Genomic DNA, 17,295 nt, shown 5'->3' with positions numbered 1-17,295 from the left:
GCATCCAATGAAGCGTGAGCCAAACCGCGGAATCCGGAACGCTCAGTAATGCGGAAATCGCAGACCGCCTGTCCTCGGTCGCGCAGATGCTCACCATCGAAAAGGCAAATCCTTACAAAATCCGGGCTTACCGCCGGGCAGCCGCCCTGGTCCGAGGCTTAGGCGAAAGCGTGGACGAACTAGTCCGGAATAATGACGACCTGCGTGTTTACGCCGGCATTGGCGAAGCCATCAGCAAAGCTATTCGCGAGATCGTCGAGACCGGTACCCTCACGAGCCTGGAGAAGCTTCGGTCCACCGCAACCCCGGAGTTGGTGGAGCTGAGCGCCCATCCGCGGCTCGATCCGGTGCGAGTGCTTCGCGTCTACAAAAAGCTTGGGATCTCGAGAATCGACCATTTACGCTCCGCCCTCGAGTCAGGCAAGATCGAGCACACTTTTGGCCCGCGCATGGCTCAGCACGTGCGCCATGGACTGACGGAGATCGAGTCCATCCTGCTATATCACGCACATCAACTGTGCGATACGATCGGGACATTCCTGCTCAACCGTACGGGCGCTGACCATGCCGAGCCCGTCGGCGATTACCGCCGGCGGGTCGAGATCATCACTCGTCTCGACTTCCTCGTCCAGACAAGGAATTTCAGCGCTGTCGTCGAAACCATGAAGACCTACGGTGGCCGCCTGCGCCTGATCGACTCGACGGCAACGACGGCCACCTACAGCCTTCCATCAGGCCCGCTGCTGTGCCTCGAACGCGCAACGAAGAAGGATTGGGGATATGCGCTCATCCGCGCCACCGGCTCGGATGCCCATCTGCGCAAGCTGAGCCGCGTCACCGGCAGCATTTGGGACGGTGCGGCGAAATCCTTCCGTCGCGAAGAGGACTTCTACAAGCATTTCGAGATGCAGTTCATTCCTCCCGAACTACGCGAAGGCTTGGATGAGGTTGCCCGATCGCGCCGAGGAACGTTGCCGCAACTCATCGCAGAGCAGGATATTCGCGGGGACCTGCACACGCACACCATAGCCAGCGACGGGGCCGATTCAGTCGAGGAGATGGCACGCACTGCCCGGGAGCTCGGCTATGAATACATCGGAATCACAGACCACTCACCCAGCCTGAAGATTGCCAACGGGCAGTCCGTCGAGAACCTCCGCGTACAGATCCGAAAGATTGACAAACTCAACCTGCGCCTCTCAGGCTTCCGCGTCCTCAAGTCCGCGGAAGTGGACATCCTCGCTGATGGCACTCTCGATTTACCCGATGATGTTTTGCGCGAGCTCGACTACACCGTCTGCTCGATCCACTCGCGCTTTGCAATGAATCGCGAACAGCAGACGCAACGCATCCTGCGCGCAATGGACAATCGCTACTTCACGATCCTTGGGCACGCTACGGGACGCCTGTTGCTGAAGCGCCCCGGATATGAGCTGGACTTCGAACGCATCATCCGGCATGCGAAAAGCCTGAACTGCTTTTTCGAGCTGAACTCGAGCCCAGACCGTCTTGACCTATCGGCTGAAAACGCAAGGCTTGCGCATGCCGCTGACATCGACATCGCAATTTCCACGGATTCGCACAGCACGGGCGAGTTTCGCACGATACGTTATGGCCTCGAGCAAGCGCGTCGCGCTGGCCTCCAAAAGCGTGACGTCCTCAACTGCCGGCCGCTCGACGCGTTGCTGAAACTGCTGAAGCAGCGACGATAAGAATGCGCCAGCGGAACGAGGCTTACCCGGATTCCCATTGCGAAGGCGGCAGCGATGATGGCGAACGCGTGTGGTGATTTCATCCTGCTTGCTCCGTGCATTCCCACTTGAGCAGTTTGCGGACGAGTGCGGGCAGTTGACCCGGAGTCTCGACACGAATTACGTCGAAGCCGGCGGCCGCAGCGCTCTCGAATCCTGCGTCAGAGTCTTCGAAGACCACTCCGTCGCTGACTCCGAGCTTCTCGCGCATCATGAGATAGGGTGCCGGATCGGGTTTGTGTGTCGTGGTCTCATCTCCGAATACGCAGGCAGTGAAACAATGGGCGATACCGGCCCTGAGCAGCAGGGGCTCGACGTCGCTGCGATCGGAACTGGTGACCAGGCCGAGGATCCAGCCGGCGAGCGATTTCAGCAGGTCGATGGTGGCTTCAGTGATCGGTAGCTCAGCGAGCTTCCAGCGGCGCACCATTTCCCTGGCCTCGGGAACGCGTTGCCTGATCCCGTGCATTGCGTCGGTGTCGGAAACCATCAGGGCAAGAGATTCGAGCATTCTTTCTTCTCGGATCCCGCGCCCAATGCGGCAATAGTCTGCCCATGTGAACTCGACATTGCACGGCTTCAGTAGTTCGCACCATGCACGCCAATAGAGGGTCTCGGTATCAGCGAGCACGCCATCGAAGTCGAATATGAGAGCCTGGGGCGCGGTGCATTTAATCGCAGTGGCCACGAGTCTCCATAAGCCTAATGCTCTCCTTGGCGCTTCGACTTTGAAGGACCTACCGTGACAGGTCCTGGGCTCCTAGAGAAGGGCAGGGATGGATGTGAATTTAGGCGTAGCAACTAGCGTTCCGAACATCTGCGGCCGTCGTGCATGAGGGGAAGAGCGTGAGGAGAAAGGTGCCTATTTATGCGCTATCGCTTTTCGCCTCAGAGACCCTTCTAGGGACCTCCTGTAGCACCCTTTCTTTTAAGAAGGCGATAATGTCAGAGACGCCTCGTTTCGGTCCCCCCCTCCCCCCATTTCACTCGCACAGCTCGTCATACGCAAGCATTCCCTGGCGAGCAGAATCCGCCTGGTAAGCACCTAATTAGGAATCCTTCTTATTAGGAATCGGTTTTTAGGAATGCGCGAGCGTCTAGAAAGTCCCGGCACATCAGACGCTTGCAATAACTGGAGGCGCAATTTCTGCGCTACCCCGTGCAAAAACTCACATGGGTACCGCAGACTTTGAGGGGGGCACCGTCAGAAACTGAGCAGACGGCAACCATGGCTACTCTTCAGAAGTCCCATTTCAGATCAATGGTCCGCTCCGATATCTCGGTGTTGGTGGCACCGGTTGGAGAGCCGATAAGAGGTCTGGCGCCCCTCTTCCACGGCGCATTCGCATCCGGCAGAGGATCGAGGCCGAAAGGATCTAGATCCTTCTTTGCTGCGACTTCAGGTGTCTGCGCGCGATCGATGACATTAGCACCATACGGAAAAGCAGTGCCAGCCATTTCCGAACTGGTTGCTACTCTCGTGACCTTCGGTCTCGCGGCCGTTCCTGCACCGGTTGAGACAGGGCTGGCCGCCTCTTGAAAAGGCTTATACGGGATTCGCTCCTTAGGCGATCCCGGCCAAGGATGTCCAGTGGAAGGGTCGCACAGCACATACACCATCCCCTCAGATCCAAACGGTTCGGCCTGAATTAGCCCTGCGCGCACGAGTTCCTCGCGAGCCTTTCTGTGCGAGTTTGGCGATCCCCCGATCAACTTTGTGAGTTCGCGGATGGTGCGCTTGAGTTCGCGGCTGGAGTACCTTTCTGACTGCTCCCAAAGGGCGTTATAGAGCTTCACGGCGAATCCCGATAAAGCCCTCGCTTTGCCCAAGCGTATGAAGTCCTGCGGCATCCCGAAGAATTTTGGAACCATCACCGTCATGAGATCGCACCTATGGACGGGCAGGGCGAAGATTCTCGCGAATGATTCGATCCAGTTCGAGGACAGGGATCATCAATCGTCGGCCCAGCTTCACGCTGGACACTTTCCCGCTATAGGCGTATTGGCGAACGGTCCAGGGGCTCAGCCCGACCGACTTCGCAAAGGCTTGGACGCTAAGTAGCTTCGGTTCCGTGTGATCCACCATTTGAATCCTCTCCTGTTGGCAAATTGCCTGTATATATATGAGCGCGGATCAACTTGTGAGTGCTGATAAATATGTTTGTAATCTTAGCGTGATTTGTACTAACGTATTTTTGTGCAGCAGGAAAGAGCGATTGCGGTATCTAGGATTCTGAATGCCGAAGTTTCAATGGACATTGCGCGCGCGCTGACAGGCAGGGTAGGGGGTCTCAGCGAAGATGTCACCGCGGAACTCGCGGACTATATCGCGTTGACGAATTTGGAGGCCATCGCAGTGCAGCGCCCGCAACTTGGATCCTTAGTGGATGAGTGGATCGATAGCGGATTCGATGAACATGGAACGGAACACCCCTATGAGAGATTCCTTCCGGATGGTCTGATGCTTGACGATCGTTCAGTTGGCGTTTCCACATCTCTAGCGATTCGCTCCATCGAGCGATACCAGCAGGTTCATCCCCCCCGGCTTCACGTTCGACCACGGGGCGGGATCGACATTAGCTTTGCTGCGGAAGGGTTTGAGGTTAAGAGCGGGGACCAAGTTCCTGCGCAAGCCGCAATCCGCCTATTCATCGAGTTTTTCAGGTCCGAATGGATCTTCCGTCTCATGCGTTGTGCGCATTGCAGAACTTATCAGATCATTCGATCGCCGCGAAGAGAATATGTCCGGGGATGGCATTGCAGCGCCTGTCGCAAGACTGCAGCTGCGGCGACTTCGGTCAAGAAATCCCGAGAGCTAATGCAGATGCGCAGATTGAATGCTGCAGCGAGGGCTATCTGCAGCGGATTGCCGGCAAGAGCCGAAAAGGCGCTCTGGATCGCGGGTCGAGCCAACCATGCTCTCGCCTTACATGAACGTATCAAGCGGAATTGGGTGACTCGAAACCTAGCTCAGATTGAGCAAATGGCGCACGCTCTGGGCGATGGATCCAACTCCACCGCCTGCCGTTCGAAGGAGAATCGTTATGCCACGAGGAAAGATTAAGGATCGTGACGGTGTCTACCAGCGCAAGGACCGGCCGGGAACCTGGTGGGGATCATGGATTGACGCTAGCGGAAAGCGGCGCCAGCGGAAGCTAGAGGCGCACACGCTGCAGCAGGCCCGCAGTCTACTGAACGCGGAGAAAGCTCGCGTAGAGAAGATCCTCACTCTTGGCTATGCGCCGCCATCTGCGGAGTCCCTCTCTGCGGTCGCTAAGCGCTACCTGAAGCATCAGAAGGCCCGGCTCACACCGGCGGCCTACACGCGCGAGGAAGGTATCCTGGAAGCGCACCTCAAGCCATTCTTCGGCGACAATACGAAGCTCGCCAGCATCCGGCGCGTGGACGTGCAGCGGTATGTGACAGAGCGCATCGGCGAAGTGTCCGCGGCATCGGTGACAAAAGAACTCAACGTGCTGAAGCACCTCATGGCGCTCGCTGTAGAGTGGGAACTCATCCCAGCGAACCCCGCCCATGGGGTGAAGTCACCCAAGGCGCCCGCCGGCCGCGTTCGCTACCTCCAGCCCGGGGAACTCCGCGCCGTGCTTAAGGCCTGCCCGGAGTGGCTACGGCCGATCGCTGGCCTCGCTGTGAGCACAGGCATGCGCCGCGGCGAGATTCTGGGGCTGCGTTGGCTGGACGTCGACGTGAAGAACTCAAGGCTCATGCTGCCTCAGACGAAGAACGGCGAGGGCCGCATCGTCTACCTGAACGAGCTCGCACAACAGGCCCTATCATCGGCTCCGGTACCGCGCGACGCCAAGCCTACCGATCGCATCTTCCGCGGCGAAAGCATCACTCCTGAGAACGTGTCACTATGCTTTCTGCGAGCGTGCCGGTCTGCCGAGGTCCACGATTTCCGGTTCCATGACCTTCGCCACACGGCTGCCAGCTGGATGCGAATGAAGGGCGCGGACATTCACACGGTCGCCGTGCTCCTGGGGCACAAGGATCTACGCATGGCGGCGCGCTATCAGCATCTGTCGCCGGCGCACCTGTCTGACGCAGTGAAGCTCCTAGATTCAACCTTTGGAGAAAACTGAGGGGCTTTTTAGTCCGGTGGAGGTGGGCCGCCCTCCGGGTCGTCGATTGGCTGCTCTGGGTCTTTTGGAGGGTCGGGCGGATGATCTGAAGAGACATCTGGTGAATCGAAGGAAAATGTGGTCCCCACCGGCGCATCCGAGGATTTCAGAAGTTCCTTCAAAAACGACTCAAACTCTTCGTCTTTCGACGGGTCTATTGTGGGGAACCGCACGTTCAAGTTCACAATATTTTCGGCTGGTATATAGAAGTTTGAGCCCGGAATCGCCCTCCAGAACTTCTCAACATCTACCTTTTCGTTGGTTCCTTTCGCTTCTATGCAAGCTGCCTTGAAATCCTCTCGACGGAATCGGTCTACCTCCTTCATAAGGAGCCCTGAGAGTTTTCCATTCACATCGAGGAAGTAGTCACCTACCTTACCGCGATAGAGAATGTCTCCGCATAACACGTCAGCCAGTACGTCCCGCTTCGGCTTCTTCGGAAAGCTGAAATCTGTAAGCAGCAACTGCCATTCCGAAACCCTAGGCAGGAGAACCTTGCGAGCTAGAACGTCGTAAAGCGCGCTCTTCCCCGACCAGTCTCCGTACTTGCGTGTCAGAAAGCCGAAGAGCGCGCCCTCTGAGGCAGAGAATAAGAAATACCAGGAGAGAAACCTCAGCTGACGCCGCCAAATTCTGCTGACAGCTTGTTCGTATTCCGATTTTGGTTCCTTGCCGGGTTCGAGAAGGTGTGCGGGGTCTTCAGCGACGGCCATCCCGACGGCCAGACGATAGTCTCGCTTGTACTCGTTCGTAGTCCCGAACGTGTAGGCAAATGGATATGCTTCGGCAAACGGAACGGTCCAGACAAAGACGTTTGCGAGAACCAACGGCAGCAGGGCAACGAGGACGCCGAGGGTGAACTCTTGAGTCTTAGTCAGTTGAAACAGGCGGAGGGTGACAAAGAAACCGGCGAAGACCCGGAACAGTACTCCGGGAATCAAAATGTAAGCAAGAATGAAATAGGTAGTGAGGAGTGCGATCAATGCCGCCTCCTCACTTGCGGACGGACCTTATCGGGCGGTTGTGCGACGCGGCGGGGTGATCCGCAACACTCGACCCACCACGTCACGGATTTCAAAGGATCTTCCATTTCGCAGGTCTTCCAGCAGTTCGCCTCGCCGCATCTCGAGCTGGCGACGCAGCGACCTCTCCGGGGTGTCTCTTCGGAGCGAATCGGTCAGCTTTTTCAGATCTGCAGTCATTGCGAAACCTCTCAATACACGTTAGACGCCGCAGCCATGGAGCGAGAAGCGAAAAGATCGATCGGTCGCCTCATTCGTAACCAACCAGTTTGCTCGCTATCGTTACCGAAGCGTTACCGCAGCAAAAACGCCGCGTCAGGGGCCTTTGGGTAAACACTTGAATCTATTTGGCGTCCCCGACGGGATTTGAACCCGTGTTATCGCCGTGAAAGGGCGATAAGATTGGGCAACTTTAACGCATTGCTGAGAGCCAGAACGCATCGTAACGAATTCCAGCAACATTAACGAACACGTTAAGTGCTCCGCAACTGTCCGCGACAATCATACGCCTAATCGGGCAGTCTGCATCGGGAAATACCGCAGAGAACAACCTCGAAGGCCATCCCAATGCGCCATGTAGCAGGCCGGGGTTTAGAATCCGGACAGCCAGAAAACCTTCAGCCGACTCGAATGTCGAATATCTGGAGAATGCCATGGAGTTCCAAAAGCCAGTTCACCTGTATTGGATCACCGTTCCAGACGATCCAAGTGAAGATTGGTTTGTCTTTGCCAGTCAAGCTCATTTGGCACGACAATTCTTCGAGGAGTACGAGGGATTCGAAACTGGCGAAGCTGAAGCTCGCCTGATCGAGCGGAATGTGCGCTCGCACGCGCTCGCAGATCCTGAGATTCCCCGCTGGGCGAAACTTTCCGAGCTCGAGGCGCTCGGATTCGAAATCTTGAGTCGGACCCCACATCTCAGGTCCGTGCGCAAAGGCGAGGAAACCTTTGTGGAGGGCTACCTACAATCCGAGATTGCGGAGGCCCGCGACGATCTGGCCGAGACAGTGGGAAGAGGTCGTCCGTTCGGCACACGGCGACAAGGGAAACCGAACTGAGGTCCAAAAATGTCTATGCGGTTCGTCTGTTGTCGACGGGGCTAAAGTGAGAAACTTGAAAACAGATGAAGGCAAACCCATCCACCACCTGTTTTGATGTTTTCGAGCAGTGCGCCCTGGCTGTACAAGCTGGTGACCTGATTGAGTCTGTAAGCGCCAAGGACAAGGAATTTCACTTCCAGAACTGGTTCCAGAAGCGCATTGAAAAGCTCGGCATTCACTATGAGGGCTCAGGGCGTAACACATACCCGGATTTTTGCCTCGTTGAATACACCGAAGGCTACGAAATAAAGGGTCTAGCGTGGCCGGGACGGGAACGCGATTACGATTCAAATAGCCAGGTTCCGACCGGCTTTCACAACGGACGGCAGATTTTCTACGTGTTTGGCCGCTATCCGGCAGACCTGTCAACCTACCAGGATCAGGGCAACGGTCGCAAACAGTATCCGGTGGTCGATCTCGTCATCTGCCACGGAGATTTCCTCAATGCTGACCATGAATATGTCCATAAGAACCGTAGCGTAAAAGGTTTCGGCACCTACGGCGACATCATGATCCGCGACCGCAAGATGTATGTCGCGCCTACGCCCTTTGCGTTGACCCAGGGCACGACTGGTCTCATGACACTGATCCTTCCAGCTGCATTCCAAACAGATGATCGTTTTCAGGTGGTCGGCCAGCTCACACGCATCGAAGCCGACATGCTGGTGGTCGGATATAGCTTTGATTTGCGCACCAATGCGCTGAAGGCCGAAAAGATCCCCAATTCCCGCAAAGGGACCGAGCACCGATTCACCGCATATCGCCTCAAATCCCAGGCGGGCAAACCCGTTTCCATGCTGTCGGGTGCTGAAATCCTCGAAACCGTCAGGGAGATGGAAGAGGAATGAGCCACCCCCTCAAAATCGCTGGGCTAGACCACGAAGCAACCGCGCTGGAGCACGGATTCCCGATAGTGGAAGTGAGCCAGGTGGCCGAGCATGAGAGCTGGCGTAAGGAAGTTAATCGACCGCTCTACCACATTCACAAATGGTGGGCGACGCGGCTTGGATCGGTGTTTCGCGCCATCACGATCGCAGCGCTCAGGCCGAGTGGCGCCTCGGTGTGGGATGCGTTTTACGAGCGTCACCATCTGACTGGTAAAGTTGTACTCGATCCGTTCATGGGAAGTGGTACGACACTCGGAGAAGCGCTCAAACTTGGAGCCAAGGCCATCGGGTCCGACATCAACCCTGTAAGCACATTCCTCGTTCGTCAGGCGCTCGCTCGTGTCCCGGAAGACGATCTCCGCGCGGCATTCGCACAACTTGAGGGCCAGGTCGGCGCGGACATACGCCACTACTATCGGACCAGAGATCCGCTGACCGGAAAGATGATTCCGGTGCTGTATTACTTTTGGGTGAAGCTGGTCATGACCCCAGATGGTGAAACCGTGCCTCTTTTCGATAAGTACGTCTTTTCTCAAGATGCTTATCCAAAGAAGAAACCCAAGGCGCAAATCGTCTGCCCGGAATGCTGGGAATTGATTGAAGACCGCTACGATGCCACCAAGCTTGCTTGCCCGCAGTGCAAGAGCAGCTTTAATCCCCAAGAGGGAAGGGCATCCGGCCAGTACATAATGACGCCGACCGGCAAATTCCGAGTTAAAGATCTCATCCCCAAAGATGGTTCCCCCTTGGGGCACCGGATGTACGCCATGTTGGCGCTCAGGCCCACCGGAGAAAAGGTCTACCTCAAGGTCGGTCCTGAAGATGAAGCGCTCTATCGCGAGGCCGAGAGACGCCTCGCGTCCGAACAGCTTCCCCTGCCTACGCTTGGGGTGCGCCCTGGCCACAATACGAATCAGGCGCGCGGCTACAATTATCTTCACTGGCGCGATTTCTTCAACGCCCGCCAGCTCCTCTGCCACGGGCTTCTGTTGAAAGAAATCCTTCATCTCGAAAACACTGCCATTCAGGAACAACTGCTATGTCTTTTCTCCAGCAATCTTGAATTCAACAACCTGTTTTGCAGCTTCAAAGGCGAGGGGACGGGAGCCGTCCGCCATATGTTTTCCAACCACATTCTCAAACCGGAACGAATGCCGCTGGAAAATTCGGTGTGGGGAACAGAAAAGAGTAGCGGTACGTTTCTTTCACTATTCGAATCTCGCCTCCTACGCGCGAAGCGCTACCTTGATGAGCCTTTTGAAATCGCAATGAATGAAGCGTTGTTCGGCAATTCAAAGAAGGCATGCAAGATTATCTGCAGCGATCCCATCCATGTCCCTCAGGTAACGACGTGGGATGGATTGAACTCAGCCAAGCAAGCCGCACTCATCCTCAGCGGCGACAGTTCACGGCTTCCCCTCCCTGATGCGTCCGTCGATGCAGTGATCACCGATCCGCCCTATTTTGATTTCGTCCACTACAGCGAACTGAGCGATTTCTTTTTTGCATGGCTATCTCCCGCGCTCAAGGGCCGTTACGCGTGGTTTGATCGGGGCAATTCCTCTGATGCCGGTGAAGTGCAGCACAGAGACCCACGAACGTTTGCGCGCCAGCTCTCTAAGGTTTTTACCGAATGCCGCCGCGTTCTCAAAGATGACGGCGTTCTGGCTTTTAGCTTTCATCATTCGCGTGCGGAAGGCTGGGCGGCGATTTACGAAGCTGTCACGGCCGCTGGATTGCAGGTAGTAGCCGCGCATCCCGTACATGCAGAGTTGCGCGGCTCCAGCCCTAAGAATGCCGCGAAAGATCCGATCAGCCTGGATGCGATCCTAGTCTGCCGCAAAAGCGGAGAGACGAAGGCGCGAGAACTTGGTTATGATGACGTTCTTTATGCCACCGAGCATTACGCAAAGATGCTTTCCGCTGGTGGAATGAACATTTCAAACGCTGATCGCTTCGTTATTGCTGCCTCGCAGATGCTGATTTCCGCGTGCAGCCAGAGGCTCACATTCGAGCAGATCAATGCGGCACTGGAGCTCGTTCGTTTGCGCCTGCAAGGGGTCAGAGCGCTCCGTGCACAACCACGAACGATGTCGGTGTTTCCACGTTCGAAGCACTAGTGTCTGAGGCATGAACCTCGAGAGAGCAATCCCGATAGATTGAAGACGTAAACCTCGCGATCATTCGATCCCGAGGTTAAGGAGCATTCCGACCTGCATGCCCGGTCGACCTTCGATTCGTTTGCACATGATCGGTCTCACATCTCCTTGATCTAGGCTCTGTGCAGTTGTGCGATCGGTACAGTCGGGTTGACGATCACGCAGTATTGGATCTCACGTGCCTGTTCGGCTCGGCCTCGAGCACCAGTGGCAACAGACAGCGTGAGTGCCTTGACAGCGCACTGTTACTGCTTTTCGAGTCGACCCGCAGTGATTCCAGACACTTGTCTCCGTGAGGAGCGCGACGGCGCGATCACAATATTTCCTGTAGTTGTCGATCATGGCAGCAACGCTGGCTATAGATGAATCGACAGACCTAACAGCCCTGACCTTCCGCGCGCTTCGTGACACGTTTTTCGATAAGAATGGCAAGGCGGTCTCTTATGCACTCGCCGATAAAAAGTACGTGCAGGGCGACCCGTTCGATGAGTTCGTTAGAGAGGAGGTTCGTAAGCGCGTACCGAAATGCGTCGAAGTCTCGAAGTCAGTCGACAAAAACGGTAAACTGAAGCCGCTTACCTCGCCAGACCTTTTGGTATTCGCACCGTCATTGTGCGATGGCGTTTCTAGGGCTTCTTTGTGCAATGATCTGTCTCGAATTGTTGGTCTTGAAGTGAAGAAGTTTGAGGTTGAAGACCATGAAACCAAGAAAAGAATTCGGAAACCACCCCGCGGAAGTGGAATGGACTTCAACAGCACTCCTCCCTGCGGGACAATCACCGTGTACGACTTGACTGAGCACCCATTCCAGGTGCGAGGTTTTTATTTATTTGTTACCCAATCCCAAATTGGCGAAAACCAGTACAAGATCATCAATCTGTTGTTGTGTGACGGTAATCTTCTCAATGAAGACTTCGAATTCTACTCTTCCATTGTCGGTACTCGATCCAAGAAGATCGGCTTAGGCACCTATGGAGACGGCCTTGACCGCGTGCGACCGATGCTTGTGTTTCCAAACCCATTGCGAGTTGCCGAGCTCATCACGAAACCTACCCTTGTGACGACTGCAAGTGGGTTGGAAGCGGGTGGCCTATCATTCGTGGGGCGTTTGCACAGAACAGTCGTTCGTGCACCTGCAGCCGAAGCAAGCAGCACGCAAGTCAATTCGCGCATCTTCAACTGCTATCGCACCAAGGAAGACACCGGGAGTGAGCCCCCCTTCACATTAGCTGATCCATTCAACAGAGCAAAGAGCAGCGAAAAGACTGCACCTAGGGGGCGATTCAAAGTGAATGTGAGATTGGCTGATTAGTTTTCAAACGGCAGCAGGTCCCACTTTCGATGGGCTAACGCCTGAGGCATGTTACTCGTCGGAAATGATCACACTATATTGAAAACGTAAAACTCATGATTGTCCTTCGCCCCGAAGTCTACTAGAATCCCAATTTGCACTCCAGGCCCACCATCGATGCTATGCGTTGGCACGTGATCGCGCTGAATTTCCTTGATCGGGCCGCCTTTAAATGGGCGACTGCCGTCCTGGGTCTTGGCGATGAGGATATCGCCCACGGAGACCTTTCCCGCCGGCAGATTCACGCAGACAATCCGATGATCTATTACGGTTATCGCGGCTCCTAGTGGCGATGCCCTCCGTGCCATGAAGGGTAAGGCGCGCTCGTAGATAATCTCGCCGAGGCTGGTTGTATAGGCGTCGACAAAGTCGATTAATTCCCGAAGCAGGTCGTGCGACAGGTAATCGTCCGTGGGGGTGCCATGCGCGACGTCGTTCCTCCGGTTCGCTAGGTCATCGAGCCGCGCAAACACAATCTCGTCGTTACCCGCAAGGTAGGTATCGAGATCTCGCTCCGGATTTTCAGTGGCAAGGAAATTCTTGAAGGCATCAGCCCTTCGAAGTGCCGGTCCGAGTTCGCTGACGCCACTTTGCGCGAATGTCGCTGTCACGATGCCGTGGCGAAAATTAGCGGTGTGTTGCGAGAACGCCTCGACATTTAGTTGGTATTTATCCGGCGAACTGAAACACATATGGAGCCGCGCCACCACGTCCTCGACCCGTACCATCCCGGCGTAGCGCTGGTAGTCAACTTTCCGGGCAAGCTCCAGCGATAACGGCAGGTGATTGGTCTGCACGATCGGCGGGAGCTCCGCAAAGGTCGCAACATTACTGGAGACACCCCGAAGATATTCCCCGATCAGCTCCTCGATAAATCTCTCAAGGTAGCCGTACAGCGAAACGATAACGGTGTTGTATTCGTAGCGAGCCTTGTTATTCCTCGCTCGGAAATGCTCCTGGATGGTCTTTAGTACGGGACCTGCATCGCCGCAAGACTCCGACTGAAGGTCGAGCAGCTTGTCCTGCTGATCGAGGCCATCGAGATAATGCCGCAGTAGTGCGAGGCCGTCCCTGAGCGTGCCATTGCAGGACCACATGGCTAGACGATTGCAGCAAGAATCGAATCGAGCAACCCGATTAACGCGTCGTTCCTCGCGTTCATGTCGGCACGATTGACCTTCCTGCCCTCAAATATGGCGTAGTTGCTCTGATAGAACTCCTGCAGGGCCTCACGGACATACTGTCCCTTGAGCACCAGCTCCTCCGCACGGTCCAGGCGTTGGCTGAAGGCATACATAAGCGGCTCATAGACAACCTTCGTCGGACGGTCAAACCAGTTCCAGCCGCTCTTTCGTTGCCGGTAGAGATGGAACGCATCCTCCCCTAGGACCTCGAAGACGAGTTTCACCGTCTGCTGGAATAAGTCCTTGTATTTGGTGAGGAGCTCGCTCGAAAACCCATTTCCCTGCCGCAGGAACTCATCTAGATAGACGTTAAGCGCCGTTTGGTCGTGCAGGAGCCGCTGCCGGTACGCGAAGAACCGCAATACCAGTTCGACATCCTCCATCCGCCGGAAGGTCTCATTTGACACAAGATCATCGGCGAACACCCCGGTTTCGAGTTCGGTAGCGGTCGGCTCCGGAATATCCCACATGCGGCATAGATAGGGGTTTCGCGCGAGTTCAATGCAAAGCCGGTTCAGCGGTCCGTCATATATGGCATTGCGCGATTCCTGCGGCTCGAGCTGCACGCCTCCGCTGTTGATGCGCTCGAAGACGAGCTGCTTCAGGCGTTGTGCTTCGTGCGCCGTCTTCGCCGTTTCCTGGAGCAGGATGATGGAAGACAGGTAACGCCGGTCGATGCCCTTCTGCACCTGGTCCGGCAACTGCGAGTAGCGCAGACCGTTCAGCTCCCGCCATTCTTCGAGTCCAGTCAGCGGAAACTTGTCCTTATAGAAGTCGTAGATGGCCGTCATGCGCTGGAGACCGTCCATCACCTCGTATTTTGAGTATTCGACCTCGTAAAGGAACACCGGCGGGATCGGTACGTTCATGATGAAGGACTCGATCAGGCGGCTCTGCTTATCCCGATTCCAGCGGTGACGCCGTTGGAAATCCGGGTTGAGGACGTATTTCTTGGTGTCCTCGTACATGCCGACGATCGTGGGCAGGGGGTATCGCGCCTGCTCGGTGACGATTCGCACCTCGCCCTTAACGTATTTGGCATTGATGGAGCCGCGGTCATGAGGAATGACCGGACTTCCGGAGCCGAAGTCCAGTGTCAGCTGCTCCCCTTCGTACAATCCATTGATGGAATAGGTCGTCATCAGTTTGGCTGTTAAGAATTCCTGTAACCATTAATGATGTCATGCCCGCCTTGCCTCTGAAGAACCATTTCACCTACCAGGGTATTTCGGCAGACCACAATTCAGGTTCGAACCGGTAATCTTTCGTCGGTCTGTCAGAGGAGGTCTGCCTTCCTTGAAACTGCCTCCGTGCCAGCAAATGGGTCTCATCGAGACGATTCCACAGGCCGATGTGCAGCAGTGGAGTTTTTCACGCATATTCGGTCTACCTAGTCAACGCATATCCGGTCTACAAACACTGGTTCCCTACGCATATTCGGTCAACACTTGCGCATAAACGGTCTAGCGCGTGCCGCTATCTTATTGATTCTGCGATGGATGCGCTGCTCTCTATATGGCTGTATGGGCAACCCATAATTGATAGCCTGTAGTCGAAGCGTCACAGTGTGGAAATCAAAACGCACAGGCTCATGCGAGAACCTCCGCTGGAACCGAACAATAATTCTCCCTACTCCGGCGTCGGAAACAAACGACTTCTGACGTCGAAAGGGCCCTAATCGTGCGCCAATTTCGCCTACTCGGACGGGGCCCAACGCTGATGCCCCAGAACGCCGTGCGCCAATTTTGCTTACTCCATTGAATACGAAGGACAAATGGCGCGTACTTCTCACTTTCAGAGCATCGTGCGGAGCGTTTCTCTGAAGATGGAGTGAATACATCGTTCGAGAGCGCATCTTTGAGCAGTACGACCAGATCTTCCTCAGACAGGTCGAGCGGGCGCGGGATCATCTTTCCGTCTTTCCACCAAGAGAAACGGATTTCTTCTTCCCGCGATTCCCTGATATGCAGTCTTTCAATCCGGACTTCATCACCGGTTGGAAATCGCCGTACTGCGGGCTCGCACAGTTCAACTGCGTACTTCGTCTCCCTCATATCGTTGTCGCTCCTAGGGGAGAACATAGCCTATCTCCATACTCCAGGGCTATAGCAAGCGTTCGGACAGGCAGTCCAGCGAACGAAGCAGTCCACCACGACACCGTGCTCACAAGCAGTAAATGAAGGTGTACATCGATTCGATCATCCGAGGAATCTGTCGAAAATGCGCTGCCGTCCTCACTACTGCGATAAGGCCTTCCGTAGTGCGCCCGTATTATCGTGAGCATGAACAGCCAAATGAGAAAGGACCGAGCGGCAAGTGATTGGGAGAGACGAACTGTATGAGCATGTTTGGTCTATGCCTATGACGAAAGTGGCCGAGAAGTTTTCGGTCTCGGGCAGCTACATGGCCCGCATTTGTACGGTGCTCAATGTTCCCCGCCCGGAGCGGGGATACTGGGCCAAACTGGAAGTGGGAAAGGCTCCCGTGCGCCCGAAACTGCCTGAAGCCGTACCCGGCGATCAAACATTTTGGTTCCAGGAGGGAGATCCGCTGCGGACCCGAGTCCACCCTGCACTCACGGCATCTGCACCGCCGGTGCCACGCTCCCATCGGATAGCGACCGGAACTCACAGTCTCCTCCAAGGCGCGAAGCAGCACTACGAAAAGGGCCACAAGATCGAAGGAGGCCATCTCCTTCGTCCTTTCAAGCGGCAGCTGGTCGACGTGATCGCATCGGCTGCTGGCCTCAAAAGAGCGCTCGCATTTGCCAATGATTTGTTCAATGCCTTGGGATCTGCTGGTCACCGCGTGCGCTTTGTGCCATCGAGTAGACTGTGTCACCGTCCCCACATAGATGAACGCGAGGACATCCCAAAGGTCAAAAATCAGAACTACGCCTATAACGGCAGGCATCTGTGGCGGCCGTCCAGTCTTACGGTGGTCTACGTCGGGAGTCTTGCGTTCGGACTGACGGTGGTTGAAATGACTGAAGCCGTGTTGATGCGGTATGTAGATGGAAAGTACATCCGTGAATCGGAATACAGGCCGCCAAGGAATTCCCGAACAGCTGCCGACCATACCTGGACGACGACAAAAGAGGTTCCTTCTGGACGCCTCCGGCTGGTCGTCTACTCGCCACATCCTGATGTCTCGTGGTCACTGATGTTTCAAGAAACCGCAGCACGCACACTAACCGAGGACATCACCAAAATCGTAAGATCGATGAAAAGTTCCTCGCAATTGATGCTCAAGGCCATCCAAGAGGCAGAACATCAGGCGGACTTGAGAGAGCAGGAGTGGAAAGCGCAACAAGAGAGGTGGCGGCGTGAAGAGGATCAACGTCAAATTGCGAAGTCCGTCAAGGACAGCAGTGAGCAGCTGAACCACGTCATCCAGGCCTGGGCAGCTGCCGTCGCGATCGAGCAATTCCTCAAAGGGGTCGAAGAACGAGCTACCATGCTCTCCGGAACACAGTTAGAAGCGGTACAAGAGCGCCTCCGCTTGGCGCGAGAATTCGTGGGCGCGCAGAATCCGCTGGAATTGTTCCTTTCCTGGAAGACTCCGGGAGAACGATATGTCCCCTTAGGTGCTAGAACCAGTTAAGAAACGCAGCTTACCGCAGCCGCCGTGAACTCGCCAGTTTCGATCATTCGTGTTCTCGGAGTGCATAGACGTGCAGCTAACCCCTATACTCCACTC

Annotated in this window: 14 protein-coding genes; 8 read left to right on the top strand and 6 right to left on the bottom strand. The window is 55.5% G+C overall.

Features of this window, described 5'->3' with window-relative positions; genetic code table 11:
• The first annotated feature begins 14 nt into the window (after positions 1-14).
• The gene (locus MOP44_RS04890; protein WP_260794793.1) at positions 15-1,712 is read left to right on the top strand and encodes a DNA polymerase/3'-5' exonuclease PolX; all 1,698 of its coding nucleotides are present in this window, start codon (positions 15-17) and stop codon (positions 1,710-1,712) included.
• A 79-nt stretch (positions 1,713-1,791) separates the two neighbouring features.
• Here the strand turns inward: MOP44_RS04890 and MOP44_RS04885 are convergent, their stop codons facing one another.
• From MOP44_RS04885 to MOP44_RS28020, 3 genes are all read right to left on the bottom strand, one after another.
• A complete protein-coding gene (locus MOP44_RS04885) occupies positions 1,792-2,439 on the bottom strand; it encodes an HAD family hydrolase (RefSeq protein ID WP_260794792.1) in 648 nt (215 codons plus the stop codon).
• Between the two features lie 551 nt (positions 2,440-2,990).
• Positions 2,991-3,209, bottom strand: coding sequence for a hypothetical protein (locus tag MOP44_RS04880; protein WP_260794791.1), 219 nt, complete (start codon positions 3,207-3,209; stop codon positions 2,991-2,993).
• Positions 3,210-3,642: 433 nt separating this feature from the next.
• A complete protein-coding gene (locus MOP44_RS28020) occupies positions 3,643-3,837 on the bottom strand; it encodes a helix-turn-helix domain-containing protein (RefSeq protein WP_390905473.1) in 195 nt (64 codons plus the stop codon).
• Positions 3,838-3,948: 111 nt separating this feature from the next.
• On the opposite strand from MOP44_RS28020, the gene MOP44_RS04875 reads away from it, so the two are divergent.
• Both MOP44_RS04875 and MOP44_RS04870 read left to right on the top strand, forming a co-directional pair.
• Complete coding sequence (locus tag MOP44_RS04875; RefSeq protein WP_260794790.1) at positions 3,949-4,815, top strand: hypothetical protein; 867 nt, start codon at positions 3,949-3,951, stop codon at positions 4,813-4,815.
• Complete coding sequence (locus MOP44_RS04870; protein WP_260794789.1) at positions 4,796-5,854, top strand: tyrosine-type recombinase/integrase; 1,059 nt, start codon at positions 4,796-4,798, stop codon at positions 5,852-5,854. The genes MOP44_RS04875 and MOP44_RS04870 overlap by 20 nt, the downstream gene beginning before the upstream one ends.
• An 8-nt stretch (positions 5,855-5,862) precedes the next feature.
• On the opposite strand, the gene MOP44_RS04865 is transcribed toward MOP44_RS04870, so the two are convergent.
• Positions 5,863-6,876, bottom strand: coding sequence for a hypothetical protein (locus MOP44_RS04865; RefSeq protein WP_260794788.1), 1,014 nt, complete (start codon positions 6,874-6,876; stop codon positions 5,863-5,865).
• A 692-nt stretch (positions 6,877-7,568) separates the two neighbouring features.
• Between MOP44_RS04865 and MOP44_RS04860 the strand changes: the two genes are divergently transcribed.
• From MOP44_RS04860 to MOP44_RS04845, 4 genes are all read left to right on the top strand, one after another.
• On the top strand, positions 7,569-7,973 hold the full coding sequence (locus MOP44_RS04860) for a hypothetical protein (protein ID WP_260794787.1): 405 nt from the start codon (positions 7,569-7,571) through the stop codon (positions 7,971-7,973).
• Positions 7,974-8,038: 65 nt separating this feature from the next.
• Positions 8,039-8,863 carry a hypothetical protein gene (locus tag MOP44_RS04855; protein WP_260794786.1) on the top strand — a complete coding sequence of 275 codons (825 nt, stop codon included), beginning with the start codon at positions 8,039-8,041 and terminating at the stop codon, positions 8,861-8,863.
• A complete protein-coding gene (locus MOP44_RS04850) occupies positions 8,860-11,022 on the top strand; it encodes a DNA methyltransferase (protein ID WP_260794785.1) in 2,163 nt (720 codons plus the stop codon). Before MOP44_RS04855 ends, MOP44_RS04850 begins: the two co-directional genes overlap by 4 nt.
• Positions 11,023-11,401: 379 nt before the next feature.
• A complete protein-coding gene (locus tag MOP44_RS04845; protein ID WP_260794784.1) occupies positions 11,402-12,373 on the top strand; it encodes a hypothetical protein in 972 nt (323 codons plus the stop codon).
• A gap of 68 nt (positions 12,374-12,441) precedes the next feature.
• On the opposite strand, the gene MOP44_RS04840 is transcribed toward MOP44_RS04845, so the two are convergent.
• Positions 12,442-13,509, bottom strand: coding sequence for a HEPN domain-containing protein (locus MOP44_RS04840; protein WP_260794783.1), 1,068 nt, complete (start codon positions 13,507-13,509; stop codon positions 12,442-12,444).
• 2 nt (positions 13,510-13,511) lie between these two features.
• Positions 13,512-14,738: a DUF262 domain-containing protein gene (locus MOP44_RS04835; protein WP_260794782.1), complete on the bottom strand. Its 1,227-nt coding sequence runs from the start codon at positions 14,736-14,738 to the stop codon at positions 13,512-13,514.
• Between the two features lie 1,219 nt (positions 14,739-15,957).
• Here MOP44_RS04835 and MOP44_RS04830 point away from each other — a divergent pair.
• Positions 15,958-17,199: a hypothetical protein gene (locus MOP44_RS04830; protein WP_260794781.1), complete on the top strand. Its 1,242-nt coding sequence runs from the start codon at positions 15,958-15,960 to the stop codon at positions 17,197-17,199.
• Positions 17,200-17,295 lie beyond the last annotated feature (96 nt).

The organism is Occallatibacter riparius (genome assembly GCF_025264625.1).
Lineage (GTDB): Bacteria > Acidobacteriota > Terriglobia > Terriglobales > Acidobacteriaceae > Telmatobacter > Telmatobacter riparius.
The sequence above is the reverse complement of the archived record's forward strand: the minus strand, read 5'-3'. Positions and strand labels throughout refer to the sequence as shown.

Coding starts and splice junctions, on each gene's coding strand:
- MOP44_RS04855 (WP_260794786.1), top strand. CDS start 8,039: ATGAAGGCAAACCCATCCACCACCTGTTTTGATGTTTTCGAGCAGTGC.
- MOP44_RS04880 (WP_260794791.1), bottom strand. CDS start 3,209: ATGGCTGGCACTGCTTTTCCGTATGGTGCTAATGTCATCGATCGCGCG.
- MOP44_RS04840 (WP_260794783.1), bottom strand. CDS start 13,509: ATGTGGTCCTGCAATGGCACGCTCAGGGACGGCCTCGCACTACTGCGG.
- MOP44_RS04860 (WP_260794787.1), top strand. CDS start 7,569: ATGGAGTTCCAAAAGCCAGTTCACCTGTATTGGATCACCGTTCCAGAC.
- MOP44_RS04850 (WP_260794785.1), top strand. CDS start 8,860: ATGAGCCACCCCCTCAAAATCGCTGGGCTAGACCACGAAGCAACCGCG.
- MOP44_RS04835 (WP_260794782.1), bottom strand. CDS start 14,738: ATGACGACCTATTCCATCAATGGATTGTACGAAGGGGAGCAGCTGACA.
- MOP44_RS28020 (WP_390905473.1), bottom strand. CDS start 3,837: ATGGTGGATCACACGGAACCGAAGCTACTTAGCGTCCAAGCCTTTGCG.
- MOP44_RS04830 (WP_260794781.1), top strand. CDS start 15,958: ATGACGAAAGTGGCCGAGAAGTTTTCGGTCTCGGGCAGCTACATGGCC.
- MOP44_RS04845 (WP_260794784.1), top strand. CDS start 11,402: ATGGCAGCAACGCTGGCTATAGATGAATCGACAGACCTAACAGCCCTG.
- MOP44_RS04870 (WP_260794789.1), top strand. CDS start 4,796: ATGCCACGAGGAAAGATTAAGGATCGTGACGGTGTCTACCAGCGCAAG.